This is a genomic window from Aeromonas sp. R2-2, assembly GCF_040908355.1.
Taxonomy (GTDB): Bacteria; Pseudomonadota; Gammaproteobacteria; order Enterobacterales; family Aeromonadaceae; genus Aeromonas; species Aeromonas veronii.
In genome coordinates this window covers 23199-47897 of sequence record NZ_JBFODQ010000071.1, presented here as the reverse complement: position 1 = coordinate 47897, position 24699 = coordinate 23199, and the positions used below count along the sequence as shown (strand labels likewise).

General features: G+C 56.1%; 23 protein-coding genes. 5 read left to right on the top strand and 18 right to left on the bottom strand.

The window, feature by feature from the left end; genetic code table 11:
* The 3 genes from AB5Z09_RS14735 to AB5Z09_RS14725 all read left to right on the top strand — a co-directional run.
* Positions 1-551: tyrosine-type recombinase/integrase (locus AB5Z09_RS14735; protein ID WP_368195573.1), on the top strand; the 551-nt coding region annotated here is incomplete at its 5' end.
* Positions 552-923: 372 nt separating this feature from the next.
* Entirely contained in the window at positions 924-1262 is a 339-nt protein-coding gene (locus tag AB5Z09_RS14730; protein ID WP_368195572.1) for a hypothetical protein, read from the top strand.
* Positions 1263-1586: 324 nt separating this feature from the next.
* Complete coding sequence (locus AB5Z09_RS14725) at positions 1587-1898, top strand: hypothetical protein (RefSeq protein WP_368195571.1); 312 nt, start codon at positions 1587-1589, stop codon at positions 1896-1898.
* Between the two features lie 17 nt (positions 1899-1915).
* Here the strand turns inward: AB5Z09_RS14725 and AB5Z09_RS14720 are convergent, their stop codons facing one another.
* The 3 genes from AB5Z09_RS14720 to AB5Z09_RS14710 all read right to left on the bottom strand — a co-directional run bounded on the left by AB5Z09_RS14720 (position 1916) and on the right by AB5Z09_RS14710 (position 2407).
* Positions 1916-2038 (bottom strand): multidrug transporter, encoded by a 123-nt coding sequence (locus AB5Z09_RS14720; protein ID WP_108540654.1) that lies wholly within the window; start codon positions 2036-2038, stop codon positions 1916-1918.
* A gap of 104 nt (positions 2039-2142) precedes the next feature.
* On the bottom strand, positions 2143-2313 hold the full coding sequence (locus tag AB5Z09_RS14715) for a hypothetical protein (protein WP_368195569.1): 171 nt from the start codon (positions 2311-2313) through the stop codon (positions 2143-2145).
* Positions 2279-2407, bottom strand: a complete 129-nt coding sequence (locus AB5Z09_RS14710) for a hypothetical protein (protein WP_258224299.1) — start codon at positions 2405-2407, stop codon at positions 2279-2281. Before AB5Z09_RS14710 ends, AB5Z09_RS14715 begins: the two co-directional genes overlap by 35 nt.
* Positions 2408-2536: 129 nt before the next feature.
* Between AB5Z09_RS14710 and AB5Z09_RS14705 the strand changes: the two genes are divergently transcribed.
* Together AB5Z09_RS14705 and fabA are read left to right on the top strand one after the other, a co-directional pair.
* Positions 2537-4513 carry a Lon protease family protein gene (locus AB5Z09_RS14705; protein WP_005336580.1) on the top strand — a complete coding sequence of 659 codons (1977 nt, stop codon included), beginning with the start codon at positions 2537-2539 and terminating at the stop codon, positions 4511-4513.
* Between the two features lie 98 nt (positions 4514-4611).
* Entirely contained in the window at positions 4612-5151 is a 540-nt protein-coding gene (gene fabA / locus AB5Z09_RS14700; RefSeq protein WP_196783564.1) for a 3-hydroxyacyl-[acyl-carrier-protein] dehydratase FabA, read from the top strand.
* Positions 5152-5235: 84 nt separating this feature from the next.
* Here fabA and rmf read toward each other — a convergent pair whose 3' ends face one another.
* From rmf to AB5Z09_RS14625, 15 genes are all read right to left on the bottom strand, one after another.
* Positions 5236-5412, bottom strand: a complete 177-nt coding sequence (rmf, locus tag AB5Z09_RS14695) for a ribosome modulation factor (protein WP_010674759.1) — start codon at positions 5410-5412, stop codon at positions 5236-5238.
* A gap of 161 nt (positions 5413-5573) precedes the next feature.
* The gene (locus AB5Z09_RS14690) at positions 5574-7487 is read right to left on the bottom strand and encodes an ABC transporter ATP-binding protein (protein ID WP_203119169.1); all 1914 of its coding nucleotides are present in this window, start codon (positions 7485-7487) and stop codon (positions 5574-5576) included.
* A gap of 73 nt (positions 7488-7560) precedes the next feature.
* On the bottom strand, positions 7561-7791 hold the full coding sequence (locus AB5Z09_RS14685; RefSeq protein WP_139443761.1) for a glutaredoxin family protein: 231 nt from the start codon (positions 7789-7791) through the stop codon (positions 7561-7563).
* A complete protein-coding gene (rlmKL, locus tag AB5Z09_RS14680) occupies positions 7791-9986 on the bottom strand; it encodes a bifunctional 23S rRNA (guanine(2069)-N(7))-methyltransferase RlmK/23S rRNA (guanine(2445)-N(2))-methyltransferase RlmL (RefSeq protein ID WP_203119168.1) in 2196 nt (731 codons plus the stop codon). Before rlmKL ends, AB5Z09_RS14685 begins: the two co-directional genes overlap by 1 nt.
* Positions 9987-10125: 139 nt before the next feature.
* A complete protein-coding gene (ykgO, locus tag AB5Z09_RS14675; RefSeq protein ID WP_005336596.1) occupies positions 10126-10251 on the bottom strand; it encodes a type B 50S ribosomal protein L36 in 126 nt (41 codons plus the stop codon).
* Positions 10252-10515 (bottom strand): type B 50S ribosomal protein L31, encoded by a 264-nt coding sequence (locus AB5Z09_RS14670; protein WP_368195568.1) that lies wholly within the window; start codon positions 10513-10515, stop codon positions 10252-10254.
* Between the two features lie 380 nt (positions 10516-10895).
* The gene (locus AB5Z09_RS14665; protein WP_267516739.1) at positions 10896-11432 is read right to left on the bottom strand and encodes a cell division protein ZapC; all 537 of its coding nucleotides are present in this window, start codon (positions 11430-11432) and stop codon (positions 10896-10898) included.
* A 90-nt stretch (positions 11433-11522) separates the two neighbouring features.
* Complete coding sequence (gene pyrD / locus AB5Z09_RS14660) at positions 11523-12533, bottom strand: quinone-dependent dihydroorotate dehydrogenase (RefSeq protein WP_368195567.1); 1011 nt, start codon at positions 12531-12533, stop codon at positions 11523-11525.
* 77 nt (positions 12534-12610) lie between these two features.
* Entirely contained in the window at positions 12611-17449 is a 4839-nt protein-coding gene (locus tag AB5Z09_RS14655) for an NAD-glutamate dehydrogenase (RefSeq protein WP_368195566.1), read from the bottom strand.
* Between the two features lie 278 nt (positions 17450-17727).
* Entirely contained in the window at positions 17728-17949 is a 222-nt protein-coding gene (locus AB5Z09_RS14650) for a DUF2835 domain-containing protein (protein ID WP_033136823.1), read from the bottom strand.
* 106 nt (positions 17950-18055) lie between these two features.
* Positions 18056-20680: an aminopeptidase N gene (gene pepN, locus AB5Z09_RS14645; RefSeq protein WP_368195565.1), complete on the bottom strand. Its 2625-nt coding sequence runs from the start codon at positions 20678-20680 to the stop codon at positions 18056-18058.
* A 144-nt stretch (positions 20681-20824) separates the two neighbouring features.
* Entirely contained in the window at positions 20825-22840 is a 2016-nt protein-coding gene (prc, locus tag AB5Z09_RS14640; protein ID WP_005351922.1) for a carboxy terminal-processing peptidase, read from the bottom strand.
* A gap of 8 nt (positions 22841-22848) precedes the next feature.
* Positions 22849-23487, bottom strand: a complete 639-nt coding sequence (proQ, locus tag AB5Z09_RS14635; RefSeq protein WP_005351923.1) for an RNA chaperone ProQ — start codon at positions 23485-23487, stop codon at positions 22849-22851.
* Between the two features lie 102 nt (positions 23488-23589).
* Positions 23590-24048 carry a GAF domain-containing protein gene (locus AB5Z09_RS14630; RefSeq protein WP_088868948.1) on the bottom strand — a complete coding sequence of 153 codons (459 nt, stop codon included), beginning with the start codon at positions 24046-24048 and terminating at the stop codon, positions 23590-23592.
* A 93-nt stretch (positions 24049-24141) separates the two neighbouring features.
* Positions 24142-24603: a hypothetical protein gene (locus tag AB5Z09_RS14625; RefSeq protein WP_267529354.1), complete on the bottom strand. Its 462-nt coding sequence runs from the start codon at positions 24601-24603 to the stop codon at positions 24142-24144.
* Positions 24604-24699: the final 96 nt, after the last annotated feature.

The following is a 24699-nucleotide window of genomic DNA, read 5'->3' as shown; positions in this document are numbered from 1 at the left end:
GGCAGTTCAGGCGGGATCGTAAAACCGGCGTCTGGGGCTACTTTATTCCGCAAAGCAAGGGGGGCAAACGGCGTACCGTAGCGGTATCCCAAGCGCTGCTGGCGGCACTCGAGCGCTACCGCCGTTTCCTCGGTCTCTCTCCCTTGCCGACACCGGATGAACAGACGCCACTGTTCGTTCGTCATAAAGCGGCAGCCCACGGCCGCGAGCAGGGGGAGATCAACGCCAACCTCGGCATTCGCCAGTTACGGGATTTGATCATGGTGATCATCGGTAAAGGCGCAGAATTGGCAGAGCAGGCTGGATTTGTCCAGGATGCGGCCGAAATGCGGCAACTATCTCCCCATGCGATCCGCCACACCGGGATAACCCATGACATCAACCTGCATGGGCGGCCGCTCTCCCATGTACAGGCCGATGCCGGGCATGACAGCATCGACACCACTTCGAAATACCTGCACACCAGCAACAGTGAACGACATGAGAGCGCCCAGCAAAAACCGCTGGACCGATTGAATCAACAAGTGAGAGATAACGTTCACAAAAGCTAATGAACAACGTGACATGACCCTGATTTGTATTGACTGCTCTTAGAAAACAGAATGGCTTGTTTGGAGTGTCATAGAAGTTGGCTCGGCAATGTTGTACTTCTCTGGATGACAATCGGTTCAGGAAATATTTTTGGCTCACATGGATGATTCAGAACAGGCACCTTGCCATCTGCGGCATACATATTTATCCCGTAGCAGAGAAGCAAAAAACGAAATTGCTTGCTGAAACAACGAGAACACCCGATGCCGAAAGCTAAGTAACATGCCGGAAGCAGTCATATTCGGTTGAACAGCGCCTTGTTATCACACTTGCATATCCAGTCATCATTGGTGATATTGATATCAATATTAATGAGATACCAAGGAGCAGGTATGCAAGTGGCAGTGGTGGAAAAGACCTTCAGGATCGTTGGCAAAGGGTCGCTCATAGCCCAGTTCACCATTATCTCTTCAGGCACGCTGCATATCTGGTTTCCGGATGTGGGCCTGCAGATGGAGGCCCACTGCAAAGAGTTGCGTATCGAAGATTGCACCATTATCTATACCAATGGCCTCCATCACGGCCAGCCCCGAGCACTCTGGTCCTTAACCCTCCATCACGACGATATGAATGAGCTCAAACGCATATTGCAGCAGTTTAACAGCAACCTCTACTTGACCTGCCAGTCATCCACATTGGCCATCGCCAAACGTGCCTTGAATATGAATTGACCCAACTTCCAAAATGAAATGGCGAATACTCTTCAAGCTGAATAAGCCGTGACGATTTAAGGGGAGGGGAGTCTATCGCGATAGTCGGCATTTTTATGGCTGTTTTACAAGAAGGAGTATCAATATTTCCAGAGAGAGACCTTTCAAGTAGGGGACAGAGATTTCCAAGAATATTCACGGTAATGACGATAGTTAGAACGGTGAAAATCAAACATAACGCTCAATAAGTGAGGGGGATTCCGCACAACGTATTGATTTAATAGTGAACTCTTGTCTCAAAATGGGACATTTGTGGTTTCAGAATATCGACTAAGGGGAGGGGGTATGTCTGATCATTGGGATGACTACTTCAACCAGGAAAAGGCACCGCCTGACTTCCTGGTTGAGCGAGTAGATGTTGTGGGCGAGGGGGCTTTGGCGGATCAGTTGGCCAAGTTGGCCGACCTCTACATTGCCAAACAGCACGGGAACCGGATAGCAGGTCTTGCTGACTTGGGTGAGGATCTTCTTAAGCTGGCCGAGACTGGCATTCGTGACGGTTTATCGTCATGCGCTGGATATTGTGCCGCAGAACCGGTTGAAGAAAGCCTTGTTATCTCTCACAATGATGCCGATAAATGGGATTATCGGCATTAATTACACGTAGCTCTCATTTACTTTTTCTTCGGTTTATCAGTTTCTTTCACCGTTGTACTGGGGTGCTTATCTGCATATTTCTTTGGAACATACTGTCCTGTTTCTGCGTCACGGTACTTAGGTGCAGGCTTCTTTGCCATTCAAGGATCCTCTATAGTTGATTAGCGCAGCCTCATGAGAGGCCTCATTTTTATCGCACAATACATTCCCATGGACAAGTTGAACGGCATACGAGAATAAAAGATCAAATCTCTGACCCTGAATTCAACATCCTATCAAGCTCATCAAATGTACCAGCATTGGGAGCACACTGAGCCAACAGTTCTTCCAGCGTGTAGCGCGGCTGGCCACGCAGTTTGGCGCGAGCGCGCTCCACATCATCAAACGCCGCAGTCAGCAGCGCCGGATTCGCCATCTTCAAGAGCTGCTTGCAGATAGGCAACCATATCGGCCTCGGTGGCCAAGCAGTCAACCGCATCAAAGCGGCTCCATTGTTCAGTTCTCTTCATTCCGTCCTCCTGTCACCATCACTGCGCATAATGTATATTATGTTAAATTAGATATCTTGTTTCCTGTCACCACTAATTGAACTGTGTATAATGGCAACAATTGATCCTATCTTCGACCGGATGTCTTAAGTGGCTGAATTAACATCAGAACAATTAAAACCCGCTTTTGCGATTGAACAGTTCCCCAAGCTTAGCGAGCTTGAACCTATCCCCTTTGCTGCGCTGCAACCCAGAGCCATTTCCGGCATCAAACGTCTTGCCAGTTTTGATGGTGACTGTCCGGTCATGCTGCTCAACGGGTTCCCCGGCGCAGATTACGAAGGCGTTTGCCAGACGCTGATTGCCGACTCCAATGGCAAGGATGGTGACCTGTTTGATCTCTGCTACACCGAGAATCTGAACAACCCCTACAAACCTATCTGGCTGCGCCTGCAACCGGGCACCGGCGTTGAGTTTTGCGAAATGGTTGGCGAGCTGCTCAAGCTGTTGAGCCACCATCTCGATGCCGAACGCATCGTGACCCGCATCATGCGTAAGCAGAACAATGATCCGAAAATCGATGATTTCCTCTCCGATCTGGCGGCTCACGTGGCATTGGGTCTGGAATTCCAGCACCCCATTCTGATCAACCTGCTGATCCACCACGAAGCGCAGGAAGCGCCGGTAATTTATGGCCGTGATCTCAACTGGGATACCCTGTTTGGCTCCATCAACTACCAGACCGAGCAAGGCTCTGTCTATGCTAACCAGCACCTGCTGGAGCCTGGCTTGCTGCGCGAAGCCAACGGCGGTTACCTCATTTTGCAACTGGATGAGCTGCTGGATCAGCCGCATCTCTGGTTCAAACTGAAAAATGCCATGCAAAAAGGTGAGCTGGACTGGAACGCCTATCAGGAAGGGAAAACTCTGACCCCCTTCTTCGCGCCTGAAGCGACCCCCATCAAGCTCAAGCTGATCCTGGTGGGTGACCGACTGGACGTGGCCGAGTTCCAGATGCTGGATCGGGATATGTCCGAGCGCATCTTCCTGCGCGCTGATCTGGTATCAGAGGTGAATATTGAAGAGGATCTGCAGGAATTTCTGCAGTACCTGGCCTGGCTGCGTCAGCGCTGGAGCCTACTGGACTTCACGCCAGCCGCCCTTGCCGCCCTTTGTCGTCATGCCAGCCGCCTCTGTGACCATCAGGAGTGGCTATCGCTCTCCGAAGTGCAACTCTCCGCCATCATGCGGATGGCTGACAGTCTGGCCCGGGAGCTGGAATCTGATGTGGTCACCGACGAGCATATTCGCGGCGCACTGGAAGAGCAGGATTACCGCCTCAACTATCTGGTTGAGCAGTCCGATCAGGGTGTTATCGACGGCCAGATCCTGCTGCAAACCGATGGCGAAGAGATTGGCCAGATCAACGGCCTGTCGGTCATTCAGGTCTCCGGTCACCCCTATGACTTCGGTGAACCGGTGCGCCTCACCGCTACCGTACACCTTGGTGATGGCGATGTGGCGGATATCGAGCGCAAAGCGGAGCTGGCCGGTCATATCCACGCCAAGGCGATGATGATTATCCACGGCTATCTCTCCAACAAATTTGGTGCAGAGAACCCCTCCCCCCTGTCGGCGAATCTGGTGTTCGAGCAGTCTTACCACGAAATTGATGGCGACAGTGCATCCCTGACCGGCTTGTGTGCCCTGCTCTCTGCCCTCGCCCGCCAGCCTATCTATCAGCACTTCGCAGTGACCGGTGCGGTCGATCAGTTTGGCAATGTGCAGGCCGTTGGTGGCGTCAACGAGAAGATTGAAGGCTTCTTCCGGGTGTGCAAAATCCACGGCATCACCGGCAAGCAAGGGATCATTTTGCCGGGCACCAACATCCAGCAGCTGAACCTCTCTGACGAGGTGATTGCAGCGGTTGAAGCAGGACAGTTCCACATCCACCCGGTGGATCATGTGGAAGAGGCCATCGAGTTGCTCACAGGCTGTGTCGCCGGTGAGCCTGATATGCCCGATACCCTGTTTGGCCGTATTCAGGAGCGGTTGGACGAGTTGAACGGCTCCACTGCCAAAGTCGGACTGCTACAATCCCTGCTGGGGCGCCTGTTTGGCCGCTGATGAAGTGATCGGAGTTGTTTAGCGAACAACTGTAAGCTAAATTGGCCCGGCTTTGACCCATTTGAAGGAAATACCGCGTGACCGTAGACAATACCACCATGGAAGCCCGCCTTTCCCTGTGCGAACAGGGCAAGAACTCTTTTACCCGTGAAGAGCTGCTGGCTTGCAGCCGTGGCGAACTGTTTGGTGAGGGTAACAGTCAGTTGCCTGCCCCCAACATGTTGATGATGGACCGCATCGTCAAGATCAATGACAACGGCGGCGAACACGGCAAGGGCGAGATCCTGGCTGAGCTCGACATTACTCCGGATCTCTGGTTCTTCGATTGCCACTTCCCAGGTGATCCTGTGATGCCTGGCTGTCTCGGTCTGGACGCCATGTGGCAGCTGGTTGGCTTCTTCCTTGGCTGGAAAGGTGGCCCCGGCAAGGGTCGTGCTCTGGGCGTAGGTGAAGTGAAATTCACCGGCCAGATCCTGCCGACTGCCAAGAAAGTGACCTACAAGATCACCTTCAAGCGCGTCATCAACCGCAAGCTGGTGATGGGGATTGCTGATGGTGTGGTCGAAGTTGACGGCCGTCCGATCTACAGCGCCACCGACCTGAAAGTGGGCCTGTTCAAAGATACCACCGCATTCTGATCTCTCTGATTGGTGGTAAAACAGCATTAACGCAAAGGGGCCACAACGGCCCCTTTCCTTTTGTAATGAGTGATGAAGTACCTGCTACTTCATGAAGAGGCCTGAGCCCCGCCCTTCCATGGCGTCACGCCAACCACCAAGCCAATGCCCTCGGGCATCCAGGCATTGATACGGACACGCTTCTTTCTGTTTGCCGACCACGCCAGCCTGATAACCACGAGCACGAGCTCTTTCCAGACGGTCCCGCTTCTGTCTCTTCATCATCTACGACCCTCTTCGTGGAACAAAAAAAGCGACCAATTCTACATTGGTCGCTTTCATCTTTACTCCTGCGAGCGCACTGGGTCAAACAAAAACTTCCACCCTAACCGGGCTATGTGACACAAGGCACTGAACTGGATTAAGTTTTAATTACAGGGAACTTACTCCTGATTTTTGAGTCCTTCCAGCTCTTCCCAGCGAGCAAATGCCTGCTCCAGCGCGGCTTCAGCGGCATTGAGGGCATCGAGTTTCGGCTGGGTTTTATCTGCCGGCAGCGAGAAGAACCCTGGCTGGTTGATCTCGCTTTGCAGCGCATCCAGCTCGGCTTCCAGCTGCTCAAGACGAGCAGGCAACCCTTCCAGTTCAAGCTGCAGCTTGTAGGAGAGCTTCTTGCTCTTCTTCGGCGCTTCTGGCGCGGCGGCAACGACCGGCTCCGGGGCCTTGACCGCTGCACTCTTAGCCTGTTGTTGAGCGTTCTGCTGTTCGCGGGTCGACATCATGTCGGCGTAACCACCCACGTAATCGCTGATGCGGCCATCCCCTTCAAACAGCCAGCAGCCGGTCACTGTGTTGTCGATGAAGCGACGATCGTGACTGACCAGCAGCAGGGTGCCGGGGTAGTCGGAAAGCAGCTCTTCCAGCAGCTCCAGAGTCTCGACGTCGAGGTCGTTGGTCGGTTCATCGAGGATCAGCAGGTTGCTCGGCTTGAGGAACAGCTTGGCCAGCAGCAGCCGGTTCTTCTCGCCACCGGAGAGCGCCTTGACCGGCGTACGGGCCCGCTTGGGCTCGAACAGGAAGTCCTGCAGGTAACCGAGGATATGACGGGAGCGGCCACGCACCATCACCTCCTGCTTACCCTCCCCCACGTTGTCCACCACGGTCTGCTCGGGATCGAGCTGCTCGCGGTACTGATCGAAGTAGGCCACCTCCAGATTGGTGCCCCCCTTGACGGTGCCACGGGTCGGCTCAAGCTGCCCCAGCAACAGCTTGATCAGGGTCGATTTGCCGCAGCCATTGGGGCCGACCAGCGCAATCTTGTCGCCACGCAGCACTTGCAGATCGAGCCCCTTGAACAAGGTGCGATCGCCAAAATCCAGCCCCAGCCCTTCGGTCTCGAACACCAGCTTGCCGGAGCGATTGACCTCGTCCAGTTGCAGCTTGGCCTTGCCCTGCAGCTCGCGGCGCTGGGAACGCTCCATCCGCATCGCCTCAAGGGCGCGCACCCGACCTTCGTTACGGGTACGGCGAGCCTTGATACCCTGACGCACCCACACCTCTTCCTGGGCCAGTTTGCGGTCGAACTCTGCATTTTTCAGCTCTTCGACCCGCAGCCACTCCTCTTTCCCCTGCAGATACTCGTCGTAGTTACCCGGCCAGGAGGTGATGGCGCCGCGATCGAGATCGATGATCCGGGTCGCCAGCTTGTGGATGAACTCCCGATCGTGAGAGATAAAGACGATAGCGCCGCGAAAATCCTTGAGGAAATCTTCCAGCCAGTTGATGGCTTCGATATCCAGGTGGTTGGTCGGCTCATCGAGCAGCAACAAGTCGGGATCGCAGGCCAGCGCACGGGCCAGCGCCACTTTGCGCAGCCAGCCGCCGGAGAGGCTGTCAAGGGTCACGTCAGGATCCAGCCCCAACAGGGTCAACACCTGACTGATACGGGTCTCGAACTGCCAGCCGTTCTGATAATCGAGCTGCTCTTGCAACTCGCTCATCTTGCGAATGTTGGCGTCTGACGGATCGCTCGCCAGCTCCATGGAGATGTGGTGGTACTGCTTGAGCAGTTCCCCCACCCCCGCCAGCCCTTCGGCGGCATAGTCAAACACCGTCAGCTCGCTGGAAGCAGGCGGATCCTGCTCAAGGCGGGTCACTTTCAAATCTTGTTGCAGCACCAGACGCCCGTCGTCCAGCGGCAATTCGCTGGCAATGACCTTCATCAGAGTGGACTTGCCCGCCCCGTTGCGGCCAACCAGACAGAGGCGCTCGCCCCGCTCGATGGTCAATTCGGCATTGTCGAGCAGCGGGAAATCACTGAACGACAGACATGCGCCGTGCAATGTTAAAAGAGCCATGTGTGTTCCTTATTTCATATGAAAAAAACGGGCAGCAGACTGGGTCTGCCCCCGTTTTATCGTCAAATCACTCTCACCCCTGACGGGCGGCCCAGCTTTTGAGCTCGGCCAGTGTGAAGGGCCAACCGAGCTCGCGGCCTGCTTCGTCACGCAGTACCGGAATGCGCACCCGATAGGCGGCAAGCCACTGCTCATCATCCATGATGTCGCACTGGCAGGTGGCGACGGCAAGACCTGCCTCCTCCACCAGCGCCCAGGCCTGCTCGCACAGGTGGCAACCGTCGGTATGAAACAGGGTCAGCATCACGCCTCGCCTTGCTCCGGCGCATGGGTGATGATCCAGCAGTTGTGGATGTGCTGGTTGCGCTCGAAATCCTTCGGTCGCGTCTTCTGGGTGATGTTCTGGGCCTTGAGACCAGTGGCCTCGAGACCGGCCAGATCCATCTTGAAGTGACGCTTGTTGTTGGAGAAGACCAGAGTGCCGTCCGCCGCCAGCAGACGTTTTAGATGCTGCATCAGCAGCAGGTGATCACGCTGTACGTCGAAGCTCTCGTCCATCCGCTTGGAGTTGGAGAAGGTGGGCGGATCGATGAAGATGAGGTCGTACTGCTCATCGGCTTCAGACAACCACTTCAGGCAATCTGCCTGGACAAACTTGTGCTGACGGCCCACCAGCGAGTTGAGACGCATGTTGTCCTGCGCCCAGTTCAGGTAGGTGTGGGACATGTCCACTGTGGTGGTCTCGCTGGCACCGCCAAGACCTGCGTGCACGGTGGCACTACCGGTATAGGCAAACAGGTTCAGGAAGCGCTTACCCTTGGCCATCTGACCCAGCATGCGGCGAGTCTGACGATGGTCAAGGAACAGGCCGGTATCCAGATAGTCGTAGAGGTTGACCCACAGACGGGCGCCGTACTCCTGCACTTCCATCCGGTGCTGCTCTTCGGAGAGCTTCTGATATTGCTGTTTGCCCTCCTGACGCTCACGCACCTTCAGGATCACCTTCTCGCCGTCCATGCCGGTCACCTTGATGGCGGCCTGCACCATGTCGAGCAGACGCTGACGAGTCTTCTGGGCGGGGATGTCCTTGGGCGCGGCATACTCCTGCACCACCAGATAGTCCTGATAGCGGTCGATGGCAGCGTTGTATTCCGGCAAGTCGGCATCGTAGATGCGATAGCAATCGATGCCCTCTTTGTTGGCCCACTTCTCGAGGGTTTTCAGATTCTTGCGCAGACGGTTGGCAAAGTCCTGTGCCACCTCTTTTTGGGAAGCCACGGAGTCCAGTGCGATTTGATAATTGCGCAGCTGACACTCGAGGGCGCCGTTGAACAGGCGATATTGCTTATCGGCGCGCAGGCGCAGACAGCTCAAGAGCTCCGGTGAGGCAGAAAGAATGGATACTCTCCAGCCCTGGAAGCTGCGACGCAGAGCATCGCCCAGCGCCTGGTGCACTTCCAGCAGCGCCGGAAATTCGCCAAGACGCTCACCATAGGGCGGGTTGGAAATCAGCATACCGACCTGGCGGGCCTCCCCTTGACCTTCTTCCCCTTCAACAGGGGCAGGCATCGACAGTGGGTTTTCCAGCTTGGTGACATCGGCTTGCTTGAAGGTGATGAGGTGGGCCACACCGGCCGCTTTGGCGTTATCACGGGCTTTGAGCAGCACACGCTGGTCGGCATCGCAACCAAACAGTTTTACTTCACAACGCTGCATGCCACGTTTGGCACGCACTTGCGCTTCCATCATCAGACTCTGCCACAGCTCGCTATCGTGCTGCAGCCAGCGATCGAAACCGAAGCGCTCGCGGCGCAGCGCCGGCGCCATGTCGGCGGCGATAAAGGCCGCTTCAATCAGCAAGGTACCGGAACCGCACATGGGGTCCATCATGGGCTCACCGGCCCAGCCGCTACGGGCAATCATGGCGCAGGCCAAGTTCTCTTTGAGGGGCGCCTCACCGGTGCCCTGACGATAGAAACGCTGGTGCAGCGCCGGGCCTGACAAGTCCAGCGTGATATTGGCCTTGCCTTTGCCCAGGTGCGCCATGATGCGGATATCCGGCGACTTCTTGTCCACGTCCGGACGCACGTGACCGCGCTTGGTGAAGCGGTCGACGATGGCATCCTTGATCTTCAGCGCGCCATATTGGGTATTGCGAATGGCGGGGTTGGTACCGGTAAAGTCCACCGCAATGGTGGCGGTACCGGAGAAGTGCTCTTCCCAGGGGATGGTGTGGGCGCCCAGATAGAGATCCAGATCGTCGTTCATCTGGAATTCGGAGAGCACCAGCACTATACGGGAGGCAAAACGGCTCCACAGGCAGGCCTTGTAGCCAATCGCCAGTTCGCCTTTGAAGTGGACGCCAGCCACGGTCTCACGGACCTGCTCTGCGCCCAAGGTGGTCAGCTCGTCGGCCAACAGGTTTTCCAGCCCCTTGGGGCAGGTTGCAAAAAATTCTTTCATCACGCTCACGGGGAACCCATAAAAATAGTGCCGCATTATACCTCATCAGGCGGGCTGGAGCATGCAAAAGTCGGCGCAAACAGCAGGATGGAAACAGATTGATAGGTGGCGAAAAGGTAAAAGGCCCCATGACTACCCGATGGCGAGATCATGGGGCCGGACATCATTTAGCGGATCACTTCATACGGGCCTTGAAACGGGGGTTGCTTTTGCAAATCACGAACAATTTGCCCCGACGGCGCACCAACTGACAATCGGGGTGGCGCGCCCGTGCGGATTTGAGTGAACAGACGACCTGCATTCAGGACTCCTTCTTGCTTGAAAATGCGCCAAAGCGCTTGTTGAAACGGGCCACACTCCCCTCACTCGATACCAGCTTCTGCTTGCCGGTATAGAACGAGTGCGACTGACTGGAAACATCGAGCGATACATAGGGATACTCCTTCCCGTCTTGCCACGTGTAGCGGCGATCGCTCTTGATGGTTGAACCGACCAGGAAAAAGGCATCTGCTGCCGTGTCATGGAACAGCACCAAACGATAATCCGGATGAATATGAGGCTTCATAGCAACCCCATTTTGTTATGTTATAACAAAATGTAAGTGAGAATAGCTCTCGTTTCAAGAATAAAATGTCGTATGAAGAAAATCGCTTGAGTGAGTGATGTGTTGATAGTGAGGTGGAGGCACTACGCAAGCAGAACGAAACAAGAGGAAGGCACCATGCTTGCAGCACGGAAGACCAAGACACTGCGTGGGTCAGAACACAAGGTGCAAGTGACTGTAACAAGCCTCAAGAGAGGCTGGATCACAACCATGAAGATCAATGAGAATGGGCAAGATGTTCGCGGATAAATGAAGTATCAGAAACGAAGCACTATGGAGGTTACCACAGTAAAAACAGGCAGCGGTGTAATCACAGAGATAAAAAGATTGATGAAAATATATCAACTGACCTGACGATATTGCTCGGTCACGGTAATACGCTGTTTCATCCGGTTATTCATCACCTTGATCACCCCGAAACGCGGCAAGGTTTTACTGGTGGTCAATACCAGATCGGCAGTGAGGTTCAAACAGACGCTAGCCTGATCCCCTGCCTCAATGACCATAAATTCGCCGTTGCCATGGGGTGTATTCATCAGGACCAGCTCACCGTTTTGCGGGATCACTTGCGGATGCTGTTCACTAAAAAACCAGCTTTGCGGCATCAGGGGTTTATAAAAACGACTGACCGCGATGGCATTAAGCACCAACTGAACCTGATGCGGGATACTCCACTCAAGTTCGGCTGCTTTATCCATCAACTGATAATAGAGGGCGGCATCATCGACACAAAAAGGTTGGGTCGTAAACGAGCTGGGCACCAATTGCCGCCCTTTATACTCGGTCGCAAATAACATGTTATCAGACAGGTCCAACATCAGACGGTCACTCTGGGCATCATAGTGCCATTGCCAGCTATCGGTCGGTTGGATAAACATGTTGGAGCCCTTACTTGATAATTACCAGTTGACTTTATTCCATATGCAGGAAATCAGCAACGTCAAATAAAGGGCTCCGCCATCTATTTCTTAAATATTGGTCACAATCTCTTTGACCAACCCCGGCCCTTTATAAATAAAGCCGCTATAAATTTGTACCAGACTGGCACCGGCGGCCAATTTTTCACGGGCGGCCATGGCACTATCAATACCACCCACCCCGATAATTGGCAGAGCACCATTGAGCGCCTTGGCCAGATGACGGATCACCTCGGTACTCTTGTGCTGCAGCGGACGACCACTCAGGCCACCCGCTTCAACGGCGTGGGGCATGTCATAAATCATCTCGCGCTCGAGGGTGGTATTGGTGGCGATAACCCCATCAATACCATTACGCACCAGCGACGCGGCCACCTGATCTATTTCTTCAAGGCTTAAATCCGGGGCAATTTTAACCGCCAGCGGCACATACTTTTTATATTGGGCGGCCAGCTCTTGCTGACGTACCTTGAGGGCTGCCAGCAATTCATCCAGCGCCTCGCCATATTGCAGCGAACGCAACCCCGGGGTGTTGGGGGAAGAGATATTGACGGCAATATAACCGGCATGATCATAAACCTTGTCCATGCAGATCAGGTAATCATCCTTGCCCTGTTCGATGGGAGTGTCTTTGTTTTTGCCGATATTAATGCCGATGACTCCCTGATATTTGGCCTCTTTTACCTTGGCCACCAGATGATCCACCCCCTTGTTGTTGAATCCCATCCGGTTGATGATCCCCTCTGCCGGAATAACCCGGAACAGGCGGGGCTTGTCATTGCCGCTTTGGGGTCTGGGGGTGACGGTACCGACCTCGATAAAGCCAAATCCCATGGCGCCCAGCGCGTCAATGCACTCACCATCTTTATCCAGACCGGCCGCCAATCCCACTGGATTGGCAAAAGAAAGCCCCATGACAGTGACGGGGCGTTTCGGCAAATTCTGGCGGAAGAAACAATCGAGTGGCGTACCGAGAAGGCGGGGCAAATATTTCATGGAGAGATCGTGAGCCTGTTCCGGATTGAGTTTGAACAGGAAATGCCTGGCGATGGGGTACAACATCTTTGCTCCTTAAAGAAAGCCCCGGCAACTGGCCGGGGCTTTGGGTGTAATGTCGGTGTCATGCCTTAATCTGGCAATTAAAGTGCCCGACAATTCAACTGGAGCAGGTTCAACTCTCGCAAGGCCACCGAGAACTTGGCGAACTCGTGGGTACTGGTGGTCTTGAAGTCGGCCAACATATGGGTCCAACGGGACAAGAGTTGCTCATGCTCCGAAATCCAGTCGGCCAGTATGGTAGCGCATTCTCCCTGCTCTTTGCACCCTTCCAGTACCACAGAAGTGAGACTGCGTTGCTGCCAGTCAAGATCTTCGCGGAAGGAGGCTCGCGCCATCGCCTGCCAGTGGTTGCCGACCGGCTGATGGTTGATCTGGTCGAGGAACCAGTGCAGATCCAGTTTGGCACCAAGGCGATAGTAGACATTGGCGGCGCGCAGGATATCGGTCTTGTGCTCCGCGGCAATCTGCGCCAGATCCAGGCTGGAGAAGAGGCTGCTCATATGGGCGACCTGACGGGCAATGGCCTCCGGCACCTGTTTCTCCATCCACTTGGCAACAGCCTGACGATGCTCGGCCACTTCGCTCTCATCCATCACCTCGTAGAGGTGCTTCCCTAAGGTCTCGAACGCCGGACGGAAGAAGGCGATGTTCTCGCTGATACTCCAGCTGCGATTGCGAGCACGCAGGAACCAGCGGGTGGCTCGGCGCACAATGCGGCGGCTGTAGAACATCAGTTCGAGCTGAGTCTGGGCATCAACCAGGTTGTCGCACCCTTCGATATCGCGCCACAGCTGGTTCATGCCAAACACTTCGCGGGCCATGGCAAAGCAGCAGGCCACTTCGGCGACCGAGGCACCGGTCTCGTCCTTCATCCGGCTGGCGAAGTTGAGCCCCATGTCATTGACCAACATGTTGGCCACCCGGGTAGCGATGATCTCGCCGCGTAGCGGGTGATCGGCCAGCTGGGCACCAAACTGCTGCTGCACCTTGGCCGGGAAGCTGGTGACCAGCATGTTGGCGAGGAAGGGCTCGTCGGTCACTTCCGGGCAGTTCAGCTGCTCTTTCAGCACCATCTTGCCGTAAGCCACCAGCACCGCCAGTTCGGGGCGGGTCAGTCCCTGCCCTGCCGCCATCCGCTCGGAAAGCTCCTCATCGGATGGCAGGAACTCCAACGCACGGTCGAGCTTGCCTTCCCGCTCCAGCCCCTGAATAAAGCGCTGCTGCTCTTTCAGTTGTTCAGAGCCGCGGAAGCTGGTGACCGAGATGGACTGGGACTGGCGATAGGCGTTGGTGATCACAATCTGCGCCACATCGTCGGTCATCTCGTAGAGCATCTGGTTGCGTTGCTTGAGGGTCAGATCCCCTGCCGCCACCAATTGGTTGAGCAGGATCTTGATGTTCACCTCGTTGTCGGAGCAGTCCACCCCGCCGACGTTGTCGGTAAAATCGGTGTTGATGCGACCGCCCTGACTGGCGTACTCCACCCGGCCAAGCTGGGTAAAGCCGAGGTTGCCTCCCTCACCCACAATACGGGCTCGCAGATCGCGCCCATTGACCCGCAGTGCGTCGTTGCTGCGATCGCCCACTTCCCCATCGCTCTCGCGAGCGCTCTTCACGTAGGTGCCGATACCGCCGTTCCACAGCAGGTCGACATTCAGGCAAAGCAGTGCCTTGATCAGCTCGTTCGGCGCCATGCTGGCCTTGTCAGTGCCGAGCAGGGTCTGCATCTCGGGGCTCAGCTTGATGGACTTGGCCGAGCGCAGGAAGATACCGCCCCCTTGTGATATCAGCTCGCGGTTGTAGTCATCCCAGCTGGAGCCCGGCAGATCGAACAGCCGCTGGCGCTCGACAAAGCTCTTGGCCGCATCCGGAGCGGGGTCAACGAAGATGTGCATGTGGTTGAAGGCGCCCACCAGCCGGGTGTGCTCGGAGAGCAGCATGCCATTGCCGAACACGTCGCCGGCCATGTCCCCAATCCCCACGCAAGTGAAGTCGGTGGTCTGGCAGTTGACGCCAATTTCACGAAAATGCCGTTTGACCGACTCCCAGGCACCGCGGGCGGTGATGCCCATCTTCTTGTGGTCGTAACCGACCGAGCCGCCGGAGGCGAACGCATCGCCGAGCCAGTGGCCGTATTCGAGGCTGATCTCGTTGGCAATATCCGAGAAGGTGGCAGTCCCCTTGTCGGCAGCAACCACCAGGTAGTAATCATCCTCATCGTGGCGCACCACGGATTTGGGCGGGATCACCTCGCCGCCGATGATGTTGTCAGTCACATCGAGCAGGCCGCGGATAAACAGGCGATAACAGGCCTTGCCCTCCTCCTGGATGACGGCACGGGGCGCCCCCACCGGCATCTGTTTGCAGTAGAAGCCGCCTTTTGCCCCCACCGGCACAATGACGGTGTTCTTGACCTGCTGGGCTTTCACCAGACCCAGCACTTCGGTGCGGAAGTCCTCTTTGCGATCGGACCAGCGCAGGCCGCCACGGGCGACCTTGCCCCAGCGCAGGTGTACCCCCTCCACTCGTGGCGAGTAGACAAAGATCTCGAACTTGGGCAGCGGCAGCGGCATGTCGGTGATGCTGGACGGCGCCAGCTTGAAGGAGATATAGGGCTTGATGTTGCCCGCCTTGTCCAGCTGGTAGTAGTTGGTGCGCAGGGTGGCGTCGATCATCTCCACATAGCGGCGAATGATGCGATCGTCATCCAGGTTGGCCACCTGATCCAGCTTGGCGGCAAGCTCTTCGTGCAGCTTGGCCTGTACCTGGGCGTCCTGCTTGCCGGCTGGGTCGAGGCGTTGCTCAAACAGGGTAAACAGCAGCTGGGCGATGTCGGGGTAGCGGGTCAGGGTCTCTTCGATATAGGACTGGCTGAAGGAAACGCCGGTCTGGCGCATGTATTTGGCATAGGCTCGCAGCACCGACACCTGGCGCCCGGTGAGACCCGCCCCCAATACCAGCCGGTTGAAGCCATCATCTTCCAGCTGCTTGTTCCAGATGGCGGCAAACGCCTGCTGGAAGCGCTGCTGACTCTGGGCCAGATCAAAGGGCTGCTCGCCGTGCAGCAGCATGGAGAAGTCGAGGATCCAGAACAGATCGCCAGCCGGAGTGCGAACCTGATACGGAGTCTCGCCGATCACCCGCAGTCCCATGTTCTCCAGCATCGGCAGCACGTCGGAGAGGTGGATGGGCTCGGTGCGGTGGAACAGCTTAAGCCGTACCCGACGATCGTTCTCCTCCTCCTGCGCGCGGTAGAACAGCATGCCCAGCGGCTCGGCTTCGCTCAGGTTATCGAGCGCCATGATGTCGGCCACGGCAGAGCCAGGCAGCACATCTTCCTTATAAGCACGGGGGAAGGCGGTGCTGAAACGGCGGCGCAGCTCGTTGCCACGGGCCTCGCCATAATGGGAAAGCAGCACGGAGTCGAGTCGATCGTCCCAGCTGCGGGCCGCTTCAATCAGGTTGTTCTGTACTTCGTTCACATCCACATCCACGTTGTTGTTGTTGACCCGCACTATGTAGTGGGTCCGCGCCAGCACGCCTTCGGTGAAGTAGACGTTGAACTCCACCTCTTCGTTGCTGCCAAAATACTTCTGCAATATTTGCTGGGTCTTGATCCGCAGCGCCGTGTTGTAGCGCTCCTTGGTGACATAGACCATGCAGGAAAAGAAGCGACCATAGACATCGCGGCGCACGAACAGCCGCAACATGTCACGCTCCTGCATCTCCAACACCCCAAGACCGGTGGCCAGCAGTTCCTCTTCGCGGGCCTGGATCAGCTCATCGCGAGGATAGGTTTCCAATACGTTGAGCAGCGCCTTGTAGGCGTGGGAGCCCTTCTCGTGACCGGAGGCAGCCATGATGCGTTCGAGACGATGGCTGATGAGCGGGATCTGGGTCGCGCTGGTGTTGTAGATGGAAGAGGCGTAGAGGCCGATGAAGCGATCTTCCCCGATCACCTTGCCATGCTCGTCAAAGCGCTTGATGCCGATGTAATCCACATAAGCCGGACGGTGCACCCGGGACTTGCTGTTGGATTTGGTGAGGATCAGCAGGTCAGAACTCAGGGCGGCATGACGGGCGCTGGCTGGCATGTTGCCAAGGCGCTGACCCACCTCCTTGATGGAGTTTTTCATCAACCCCAGGCTGGAGCTCGCCTGCGGCAGGATCTCGTGATCCCCCTCCACCGCCTTGACGTCGTAACGGCGATACCCCATCAGGGTGAAGTTGTGGGCAGCCACCCATTTAAGGAAAGCAACGCAGGAGGCCACCTCCTCCTTGCTGACCGGGTTCTTGCGCTTGGGCAGTTCGTCGATGATCTCATTGAGCTTGGCCAGCATCGGCTGCCAGTCGCCGACTGCCAGCGCCACTTCACCGGCCACCGAGTTGAGCTCAGTAGCCAGCGCGGCCATCTGCTCCTCGCTGGTGAGGTGATCGATCTCGATAAGGAATGCCGTTTCAACCGAGGTCTGCCCGTCGGTGTTGTCGAGCTCCAGAATGGCATCAATCTTGCCATCCGCACCACGAATGAGGTGCAGCGGTTGGTGCAGCATCATGTGGGCGGTGATATTGAGTCGCTTGAGCGCCATCCGGATGGAGTCCACCAGGAAGGGGGAGTCCTGCAGGATCACCTCGACGATGGTATGGGGCGATTGCCAGCCGTGACGGGTCAGCTCGGGATTGTAGACCCGGATGTAGGGATCGGTACCGCTGCGCTGATTGAGGGCATTCCACAGGCTCAGGGCCGCACCGTAGAGATCGCTGTCATTGCGATCGTGCAGATCGGAGCTCGCCATGTTGCCGTAGAACTTGGCAACGAAGCGCTCGACCAGAGAGGCACTGTTTTTGGGCAACTTCTGATGGATCAGACTGAGAACGTTTTCGAGCAGAACTGAGGTAGGGGCGTCTTTCAATGCCATTTTTATATTCCTTATCGGACGACATTAACCACCGACGCAGAGGCAACCACCCTGGTTACCCGCTGGTGCAGAGTTGTTGCGAAGTGTAATGGCTTGGCTAAGGGAAGGCGAGGAAAGGTGCTAACGAGATGTTAAAAACAAGGTGCAGATCACGGCTTAAACTGTGAGAAATTTTGCAAATAACCAAAAATACAGAAATTCCCACTACCTTTGTGCCAGTTTACCGGATGGATAGTGACGCAAAGCAGATAAACAGTCGGTAATCTGTTCTATTTTTGTTAATTTATGCGTTCGAGACTGATAAAGCGGTAATCGTCCTGGGTTTTCAGCCGAAAATAGCCATGCACACCATTGATGGCGACAAAGGGGCGTATTTTTTCTATGCCAAGTTCCAGGGTCAATCCCTGTTCGCTGCGCACCACCAGCCGTCTGGCATGGCCCTGATACATCAGCATCACCTCGTCACTGCTCAATGAGAGCCGAAAAGTAAACTGCTTCACGCTTGCTCCTGATCACACGACAAATCACACGACAAATCACACGACAAATCACACGACAAATCACACAATAGAGGCAGGTGCGTTAACGCCCCTGCCCCGTCGACACTTACTGCTGCAGCGCCTTGCTGACCTTCTCGAACAGATCCCGTGCCAGCCCCTCAAGGTTGGCAAGACGGGTCAGCTCGGCGCGGATCAGGGCCTTGCGCGCCTCATCCAGTCGCTTGAACTGGATAAGCGGAGTGATAAGGCGGGAGGCCACCTGCGGATTGACCTCGTTGAGCTCGATCAGCAGATCGGTCAGGAAGCGGTAACCGCTGCCATCCACCGCATGGAACTGCACCTGATTGCTCATGGCGAAGCTGCCGATCAGCGCCCGCAGCCGGTTCGGATTGCGAATGCTGAAAGTGGGGTGATTCATCGCCTGTTTCACTTCGCTAAGCACATCGGCAGCCGGTTTGCTGCCAATCAGTCGCAGCCAGTTGTCCAGCACCAGTCCATCCTTGGCCCACTTGCCTTCAAAATCGGCCAGCAGCGCGGCACGGCATGGCAACAGATAGCCGTTGGCCACCTGCAACGCCGCCAGGGTGTCGGTCATGTTGTCGGCAGTTGCATACTGCTCGCGCACCAGCGCATCAGCATGCTCCGCATCCAGCGCAGCCAGATAGCCGAGCACTACCCCTTTGAGGGCCCGCTTGGCCATGTCGGCATGCACCACCTGATAACCATTCAGACGCAGACTCTGATAGGTTGCCGCCAAGCGCGCACCAAAGGCCTCGGCAAGACGGGTGTGGATCGCGTCGCGTACCTGATGGATGGCATCGATATCGGCCACCTCGAACAGCTCGGCCAGGGTCGCCTCACCGGGCAGCGCCAGGATCTCCGCCTTGAGGGCCAAATCGAGATCGCTGTCGTCCAGAATGGCGACGAAGGCGGCCAGCAGGGTTTGGGAGAGCTCAACCCCCTGCCCGTGCTGGACCCGCGCCACCCCATCGATGACCGCTTTATTGATCAGCATCTGGGCCGCATCCCAGCGGGCAAACTCGTTGCGGGCAAAGCGCATCAGGAAGGCGAGCGCTTCGTCGCTGTAGTCATAGTGCAGCTTGACCGGCGCAGAGAAGTCCCGAAGCAGAGAAGGAACCGGTTTGACGGGCACTTGATCGAATTCGAAGGTCTGCTCCGCTTCCAGCACATCGAGCACGTTGCCGATGGCCTTGCCCTGATATTGCAGCGCAATGACGGCACACTGCTCGTCATAGAGCTCGATATCGAGGGGAATGTGCAGCGGCAGCTTCTGCGGTTGATCCTGAGTCGGCGGGGTGTGCTGGCTCACATGGAGGCGATAGATACCGCTCGCGGCATCGTACTCGTCGGACACGGTCAGCTCGGGGGTGCCGGACTGGCTGTACCAGCGACGGAAACGACCGAGATCCACACCGGAAGCATCCTCCATCGCCTGCACGAAATCATCGCAAGTAGCGGCCGAGCCGTCGTGACGCTCGAAGTAGAGACGCATACCGGCCTGGAAGGCATCTTCCCCCAGCAGGGTGTGCATCATGCGGATCACTTCCGAGCCCTTCTCGTAGACGGTCAGTGTGTAGAAGTTGTTCATCTCGATCACCACATCCGGGCGGATCGGGTGTGCCATGGGGCCGGCATCTTCGGCAAACTGCGGGCCGCGCATGGTACGCACGTTGTTGATGCGGTTGACGCCACGGGAACCCAGATCGGAGGAGAACTCCTGATCCCGGAACACTGTCAGCCCCTCTTTCAGGCTGAGCTGGAACCAGTCACGACAGGTGACGCGGTTGCCGGTCCAGTTGTGGAAATATTCGTGGCCGATCACCCGTTCGATACCGTGGTAGTCGCTGTCAGTGGCGGTGGCCGGATTGGCCAGCACGAACTTGGAGTTGAAGATGTTGAGCCCCTTGTTCTCCATGGCGCCCATATTGAAGAAGTCCACCGCAACGATCATGTAGATGTCGAGATCATACTCGAGGCCAAAACGCTGTTCGTCCCAGCGCATGGAGTTGATGAGACTCTCCATGGCAAAACCGGCGCGATCGAGGTTGCCCTTGTCGACGAAGATCTCGAGGGCCACCTTGCGGCCGCTTTTGGTGGTGTAGTGGCTGCGCTCCACATCGAAATCACCGGCCACCAGCGCAAACAGGTAGCTGGGTTTGGGGAAAGGATCCTGCCACTGCACGAAGTGACGGCCACCATCCAGATCACCGCTATCGACCTTGTTGCCGTTGGAGAGCAGGAAGGGGAACTGGGCTTTGTCGGCGGTAATGCGGGTGCTATAACGCGCCAGAATGTCGGGGCGGTCCAGATAATAGGTGATGCGGCGAAAGCCCTCCGCTTCACACTGGGTGCAGTAGGCATCGCCAGACTTGTAAAGCCCTTCCAGCGCGGTGTTGGCAGCCGGATCCAGCAGGGTGACAATGGTCAGCACACATTCGGCCGGCAGGTTGAACAGGGTCAGACTGCTCTCGCCTTGCTCGTAGTGGTCACAGGGAATGCCATCGATGGCAACGCTCTTGAGAGTCAGCTGTTCACCATCGAGGACGAGCGGCGCATTGTGCTCACCGTTGCGACGAATGCGGGTGATGGCGGTGACCTGGGTCAGCGGCTCCTGCAGTTGGAAATCGAGGTCGATGGTGTCGATCCAGTAGAGCGGCGCCTGATAATCCTGGCGATATTTGGCCGTCATGGCCTGGGAGTGATCGGTCATTATTGTCTGCTTCCACGCTTGTTAAAGGCGAGAAAGAGGCTGTCACAACCAACTGGCGGGGTCAAACAATTTGCATTACGTCAGATACGCCAGACAAAAAGAAAGGGCGACCGCAGTCGCCCTTGTGCATTGGAGGTCGCTTTGTCAGCTGCGTTTGCTGACCTTGGCCAGATCTGCAGTGATATTGGCCGCTTCGATGAGATACTCATCGGGCGCTTCAAAATCAGCGGGCAGTTCATCCAGACTCTTCACCGCCGGCTTGCCAAGACGTGCCAGACGCTCGTTGGTACGTTTGAGCGCTTTCTCATCCTGTTTCGCCTGCTCTGCAACACGCTCCGCCTCGTTGAGGGAGACCGACTTCTTGTCTTTCTCCTCCTTGTAGTCGGCGATGTCCTGCATCACATAGGCAAACTCGGGATCCTTGGCGATCCGGGCATCGTGCGCCGCCTGCAACTTGGGCAGTACGCTGGCGAAGTTGCCGAGTTTCTCGTAGTTGGCGGAGGCAATCTTGTCCCACGGCAACGCATTGAACTCACGGCTTTCGCCCGTCTCTTCCGGAGCAACCGGTGTCGGGAAGCTGATATCCGGCGCAACGCCCTTGTTCTGGGTGCTGCCACCGTCGATCCGGTAGAACTTGGCGATGGTGTACTGCACGTGACCGAGCGGCTGCTCGTAGAAGTCATAGACCTTAGCGAGACTGCGATGCTGCTGCACCGTCCCCTTGCCGAACGAGTTTTCACCCAGAATCAACGCGCGGCCATAATCCTGCATGGCGGCAGCGAAGATCTCGGAGGCCGAGGCACTGTAGCGGTCGATCATCACCGACATGGGCCCACCGTAGTAGACGTTGCCATCGTCATCGCCATTGACCGTGATACGGCCCATGTGATCACGAATTTGCACCACGGGACCGCTGGCAAAGAAGAGACCGCTCAGGGCGGAAGCTTCGGTCAGGGCGCCGCCGCCGTTACCGCGCAGATCGATGATCAAGCCATCGATCTTCTTCTTGTTCAGGCTGGAGAGCTCCTTGATCACGTCGTCGTGCAGATTGACGTAAAAACTCGGGATCTCGATGACACCAATCTTCTTGCCTTCGGCGTTAATCACCTTGGACTTGGCAGCCCGGTCTTCAAGGCGCACCTTGTCGCGGGTCAGCTCGATCTGCTCGGTCTTGGCAGTTGCGCCCTTGCCGCGCTGGATCTCCAGCTTGACCTTGCTCCCCTTGGGCCCCTTGATGAGCTCGACCACGTCATCAAGACGCCAGCCGATCACATCGACAATCTTGCCATCTTCCTGCCCCACCCCGGTGATCTTGTCATCGGGTTTGAGGTGGTTGGATTTGGCAGCCGGGCCACCAGGCACCAGAGAACGGATGACGGTAAAGTCATCTTCCGCCTGCAACACGGCACCAATCCCCTCCAGCGAGAGGTTCATCTCGGTGTTGAAACGATCGGCACTGCGCGGTGAGAGGTAACTGGTGTGCGGTTCGATGGCACGAGCGAAGGAGTTCATGAAGAGCTGGAAGACATCCTCGCTCTCGGTCTGGGACATCCGCTTGATGGCGTTGTTGTAACGCTTGCCAAGCAGCTCCTTGATCTCGGGCCACTCCTTGCCGCTGAGCTTGAGGCTCAGAGCATCGAACTTGACCCGCTGACGCCACAGCTCGTTGAGCTCTGCTTCATCTTTGGGCCAAGCCGCCCCTTCCCGATCAAACACATAGTTGTCGGTCTGGGTAAAATCGAAAGGAGTATCAAGCAGTTTGAGGGCGTATTCGAACCGCTCATAACGCCGCTGCTGACTCAGGTTGAACATCTCGTAGGCGGGAGCCAGACGGCCTCTTTCGAGGTCGGTGTCAAAACCGTTACGGTACTTTTCAAAACGGCTGATATCAGAGGCCAAAAACAGGTTGCGGCTGTAGTCCAGATTCTCCAGATATTTATCGAAAATCACGGAGGAAAAGGCATCGTCCAGCTTGAACTGTTTGTAGTGCGAGCGGGTAAACAGATTGGTAATTCGCTTGCTGGCCGTAGCATGTTGGCTCTCTTGAGCCAACACAGGCAAATCACTCTCCTTGAGCACCGGCTCGATGGCCTGTGCAAGCCCGGCAAGCGCCAGGCTACAGGCAACGAGGGAAAAACGAATTACGCCATGCTTCAACATTTGTCTCCTTAGAGAACCAAGTGCTCTGATTTGACCCGCACCATCATGCCGGTCTGCAGTTGGACCTGTACATCGTCCTTGGTTACTTCCTTGATGGTTGCCGGAACCGGGAATTTACCCATAACGACGCGCACATCCTGGCCCACTTTTAGCGTAGCGGCATCCACTTTAACCAGCGGAGCGTCAGCGACCGGTGCCTTGGCGGCAGCTTTCGGCTTGGCAGCTACATCAGCTTTCTCGGTTTTGCGCACAGCAGGACGACGGGGCTTCTTGGCCTTCTCATCCTTCTCTTTGGTATTGGTACGACGGCTGGCGAATACGCGCTCTTTGCTCTCTTTCAGAGCTTGCTTGGCGTGCTCGATGTGCTCTTCGGTCAGCAGCTCGCCCGGGTTGCCATCCAGATCAACGCGAGCCTGGCCAGCTTTGAGACCGTGCAGGTAGCGCCAGCTGGAGGTGTATTGACGCAGTGCGGAACGCAGCATGGTCTTGGAGACTCTGGCATCGTCAGCAAGACGCTCGGCCAAATCCTGGAAGATGCCAATCTTGAGCGGCTTGGCCTCTCCTTCAGCAACGAAGCAGGCCGGGAATTTCTCGACCAGGTAGGCAACGATCTCTTTACTGTTCTTCAGCTTCTCAGTGTTTTCCATGTATAACCTTGGCTTTCATATAAACGCACGGGCACGTCCCGAGCACAACAAAGGCCCCATTATAGAGAGCTTGGGGCCTTTTGCGAACCATCTAGCAATGACTTAGAGCATGCTTTCCAAAATTTGCACCGTTTCTTCGAGGCCAATCCGGTCTTGCTGGTCGAAACGGTTAAAAATCGGACTGTCGATATCGAGTACCCCGATGATCTCGCCACCACGGCGCACCGGGATCACGATTTCCGAGTTGCTCGCGCCATCACAAGCGATGTGACCATCGAACTGGTGGACATCGTCAATGAGCTGGGTTTTCCCCTCTGCCACTGCCGTACCACACACTCCGCGGCCGACCGGGATCCGCACGCAGGCCGGTTTGCCCTGAAATGGCCCCAATACCAGAGTCTCACCCTGCAACAGATAAAAACCGACCCAGTTGATCTCCTCCAGCTCCTGATTCAGCAGCGCGGAGAGGTTGGCAAGATTGGCAATAAGATCGGTTTCCCCCTCCAGCAGCGCCTTGGCCTGCTGGTTGAGGGTGCGATAAAACGGTTGTTTTTCAATCATGATTAAATGAACTTCACTCCCTGATGGTTTGGGGAAGGTAACGCCTGGCCGGGAAATTTCAAATATTTTTTCCACTCCCCACCTCTTGCGCCGTTATTCCCGGGCAACGGAAAGCGCCAATTGCTGGCGTTGACCATTACTCCACTCGATATTTAACAACCAGATCATGACGGGTGATGTACAGCTCCCCACCTGGGTTACCCCCTGCCACTGTCCGTCTATTTGCTCAAAACTCACCGGAATGGTGCCCATAAACATATCTTTGCCTTCGAGTGTCGCTTTCACCGGTTTGATGGCCGGATCGCCGCCGGTAATAGCGATGGCAAAGTCATGTTCAGCGCGCAGCGGTAATTCCTTGATGGCGACCGTCAGTGGCTTGTCACCAATCAGCGCGCTGCAAGGGGTGTGGGAAAGATCACAAATTTGATCTTTTTTCTGGTCAGCAGAGACGCTGTTATCGGCCGAAAACCAGGTGCGATAGGCCATCAGCGCCAATAACAGCGCCAATACCAGTACGAGGTGCAAAACTTTACGTGCGGTAAGTCTCTCTTTCATCAAAAACAGCCCGATTAAGATGCAATTAAAATAGTTTTTTGTGATCTCGAACAAGGTAAAAAACTGCCATATCGAGACCGGACGGAGCCAAATATA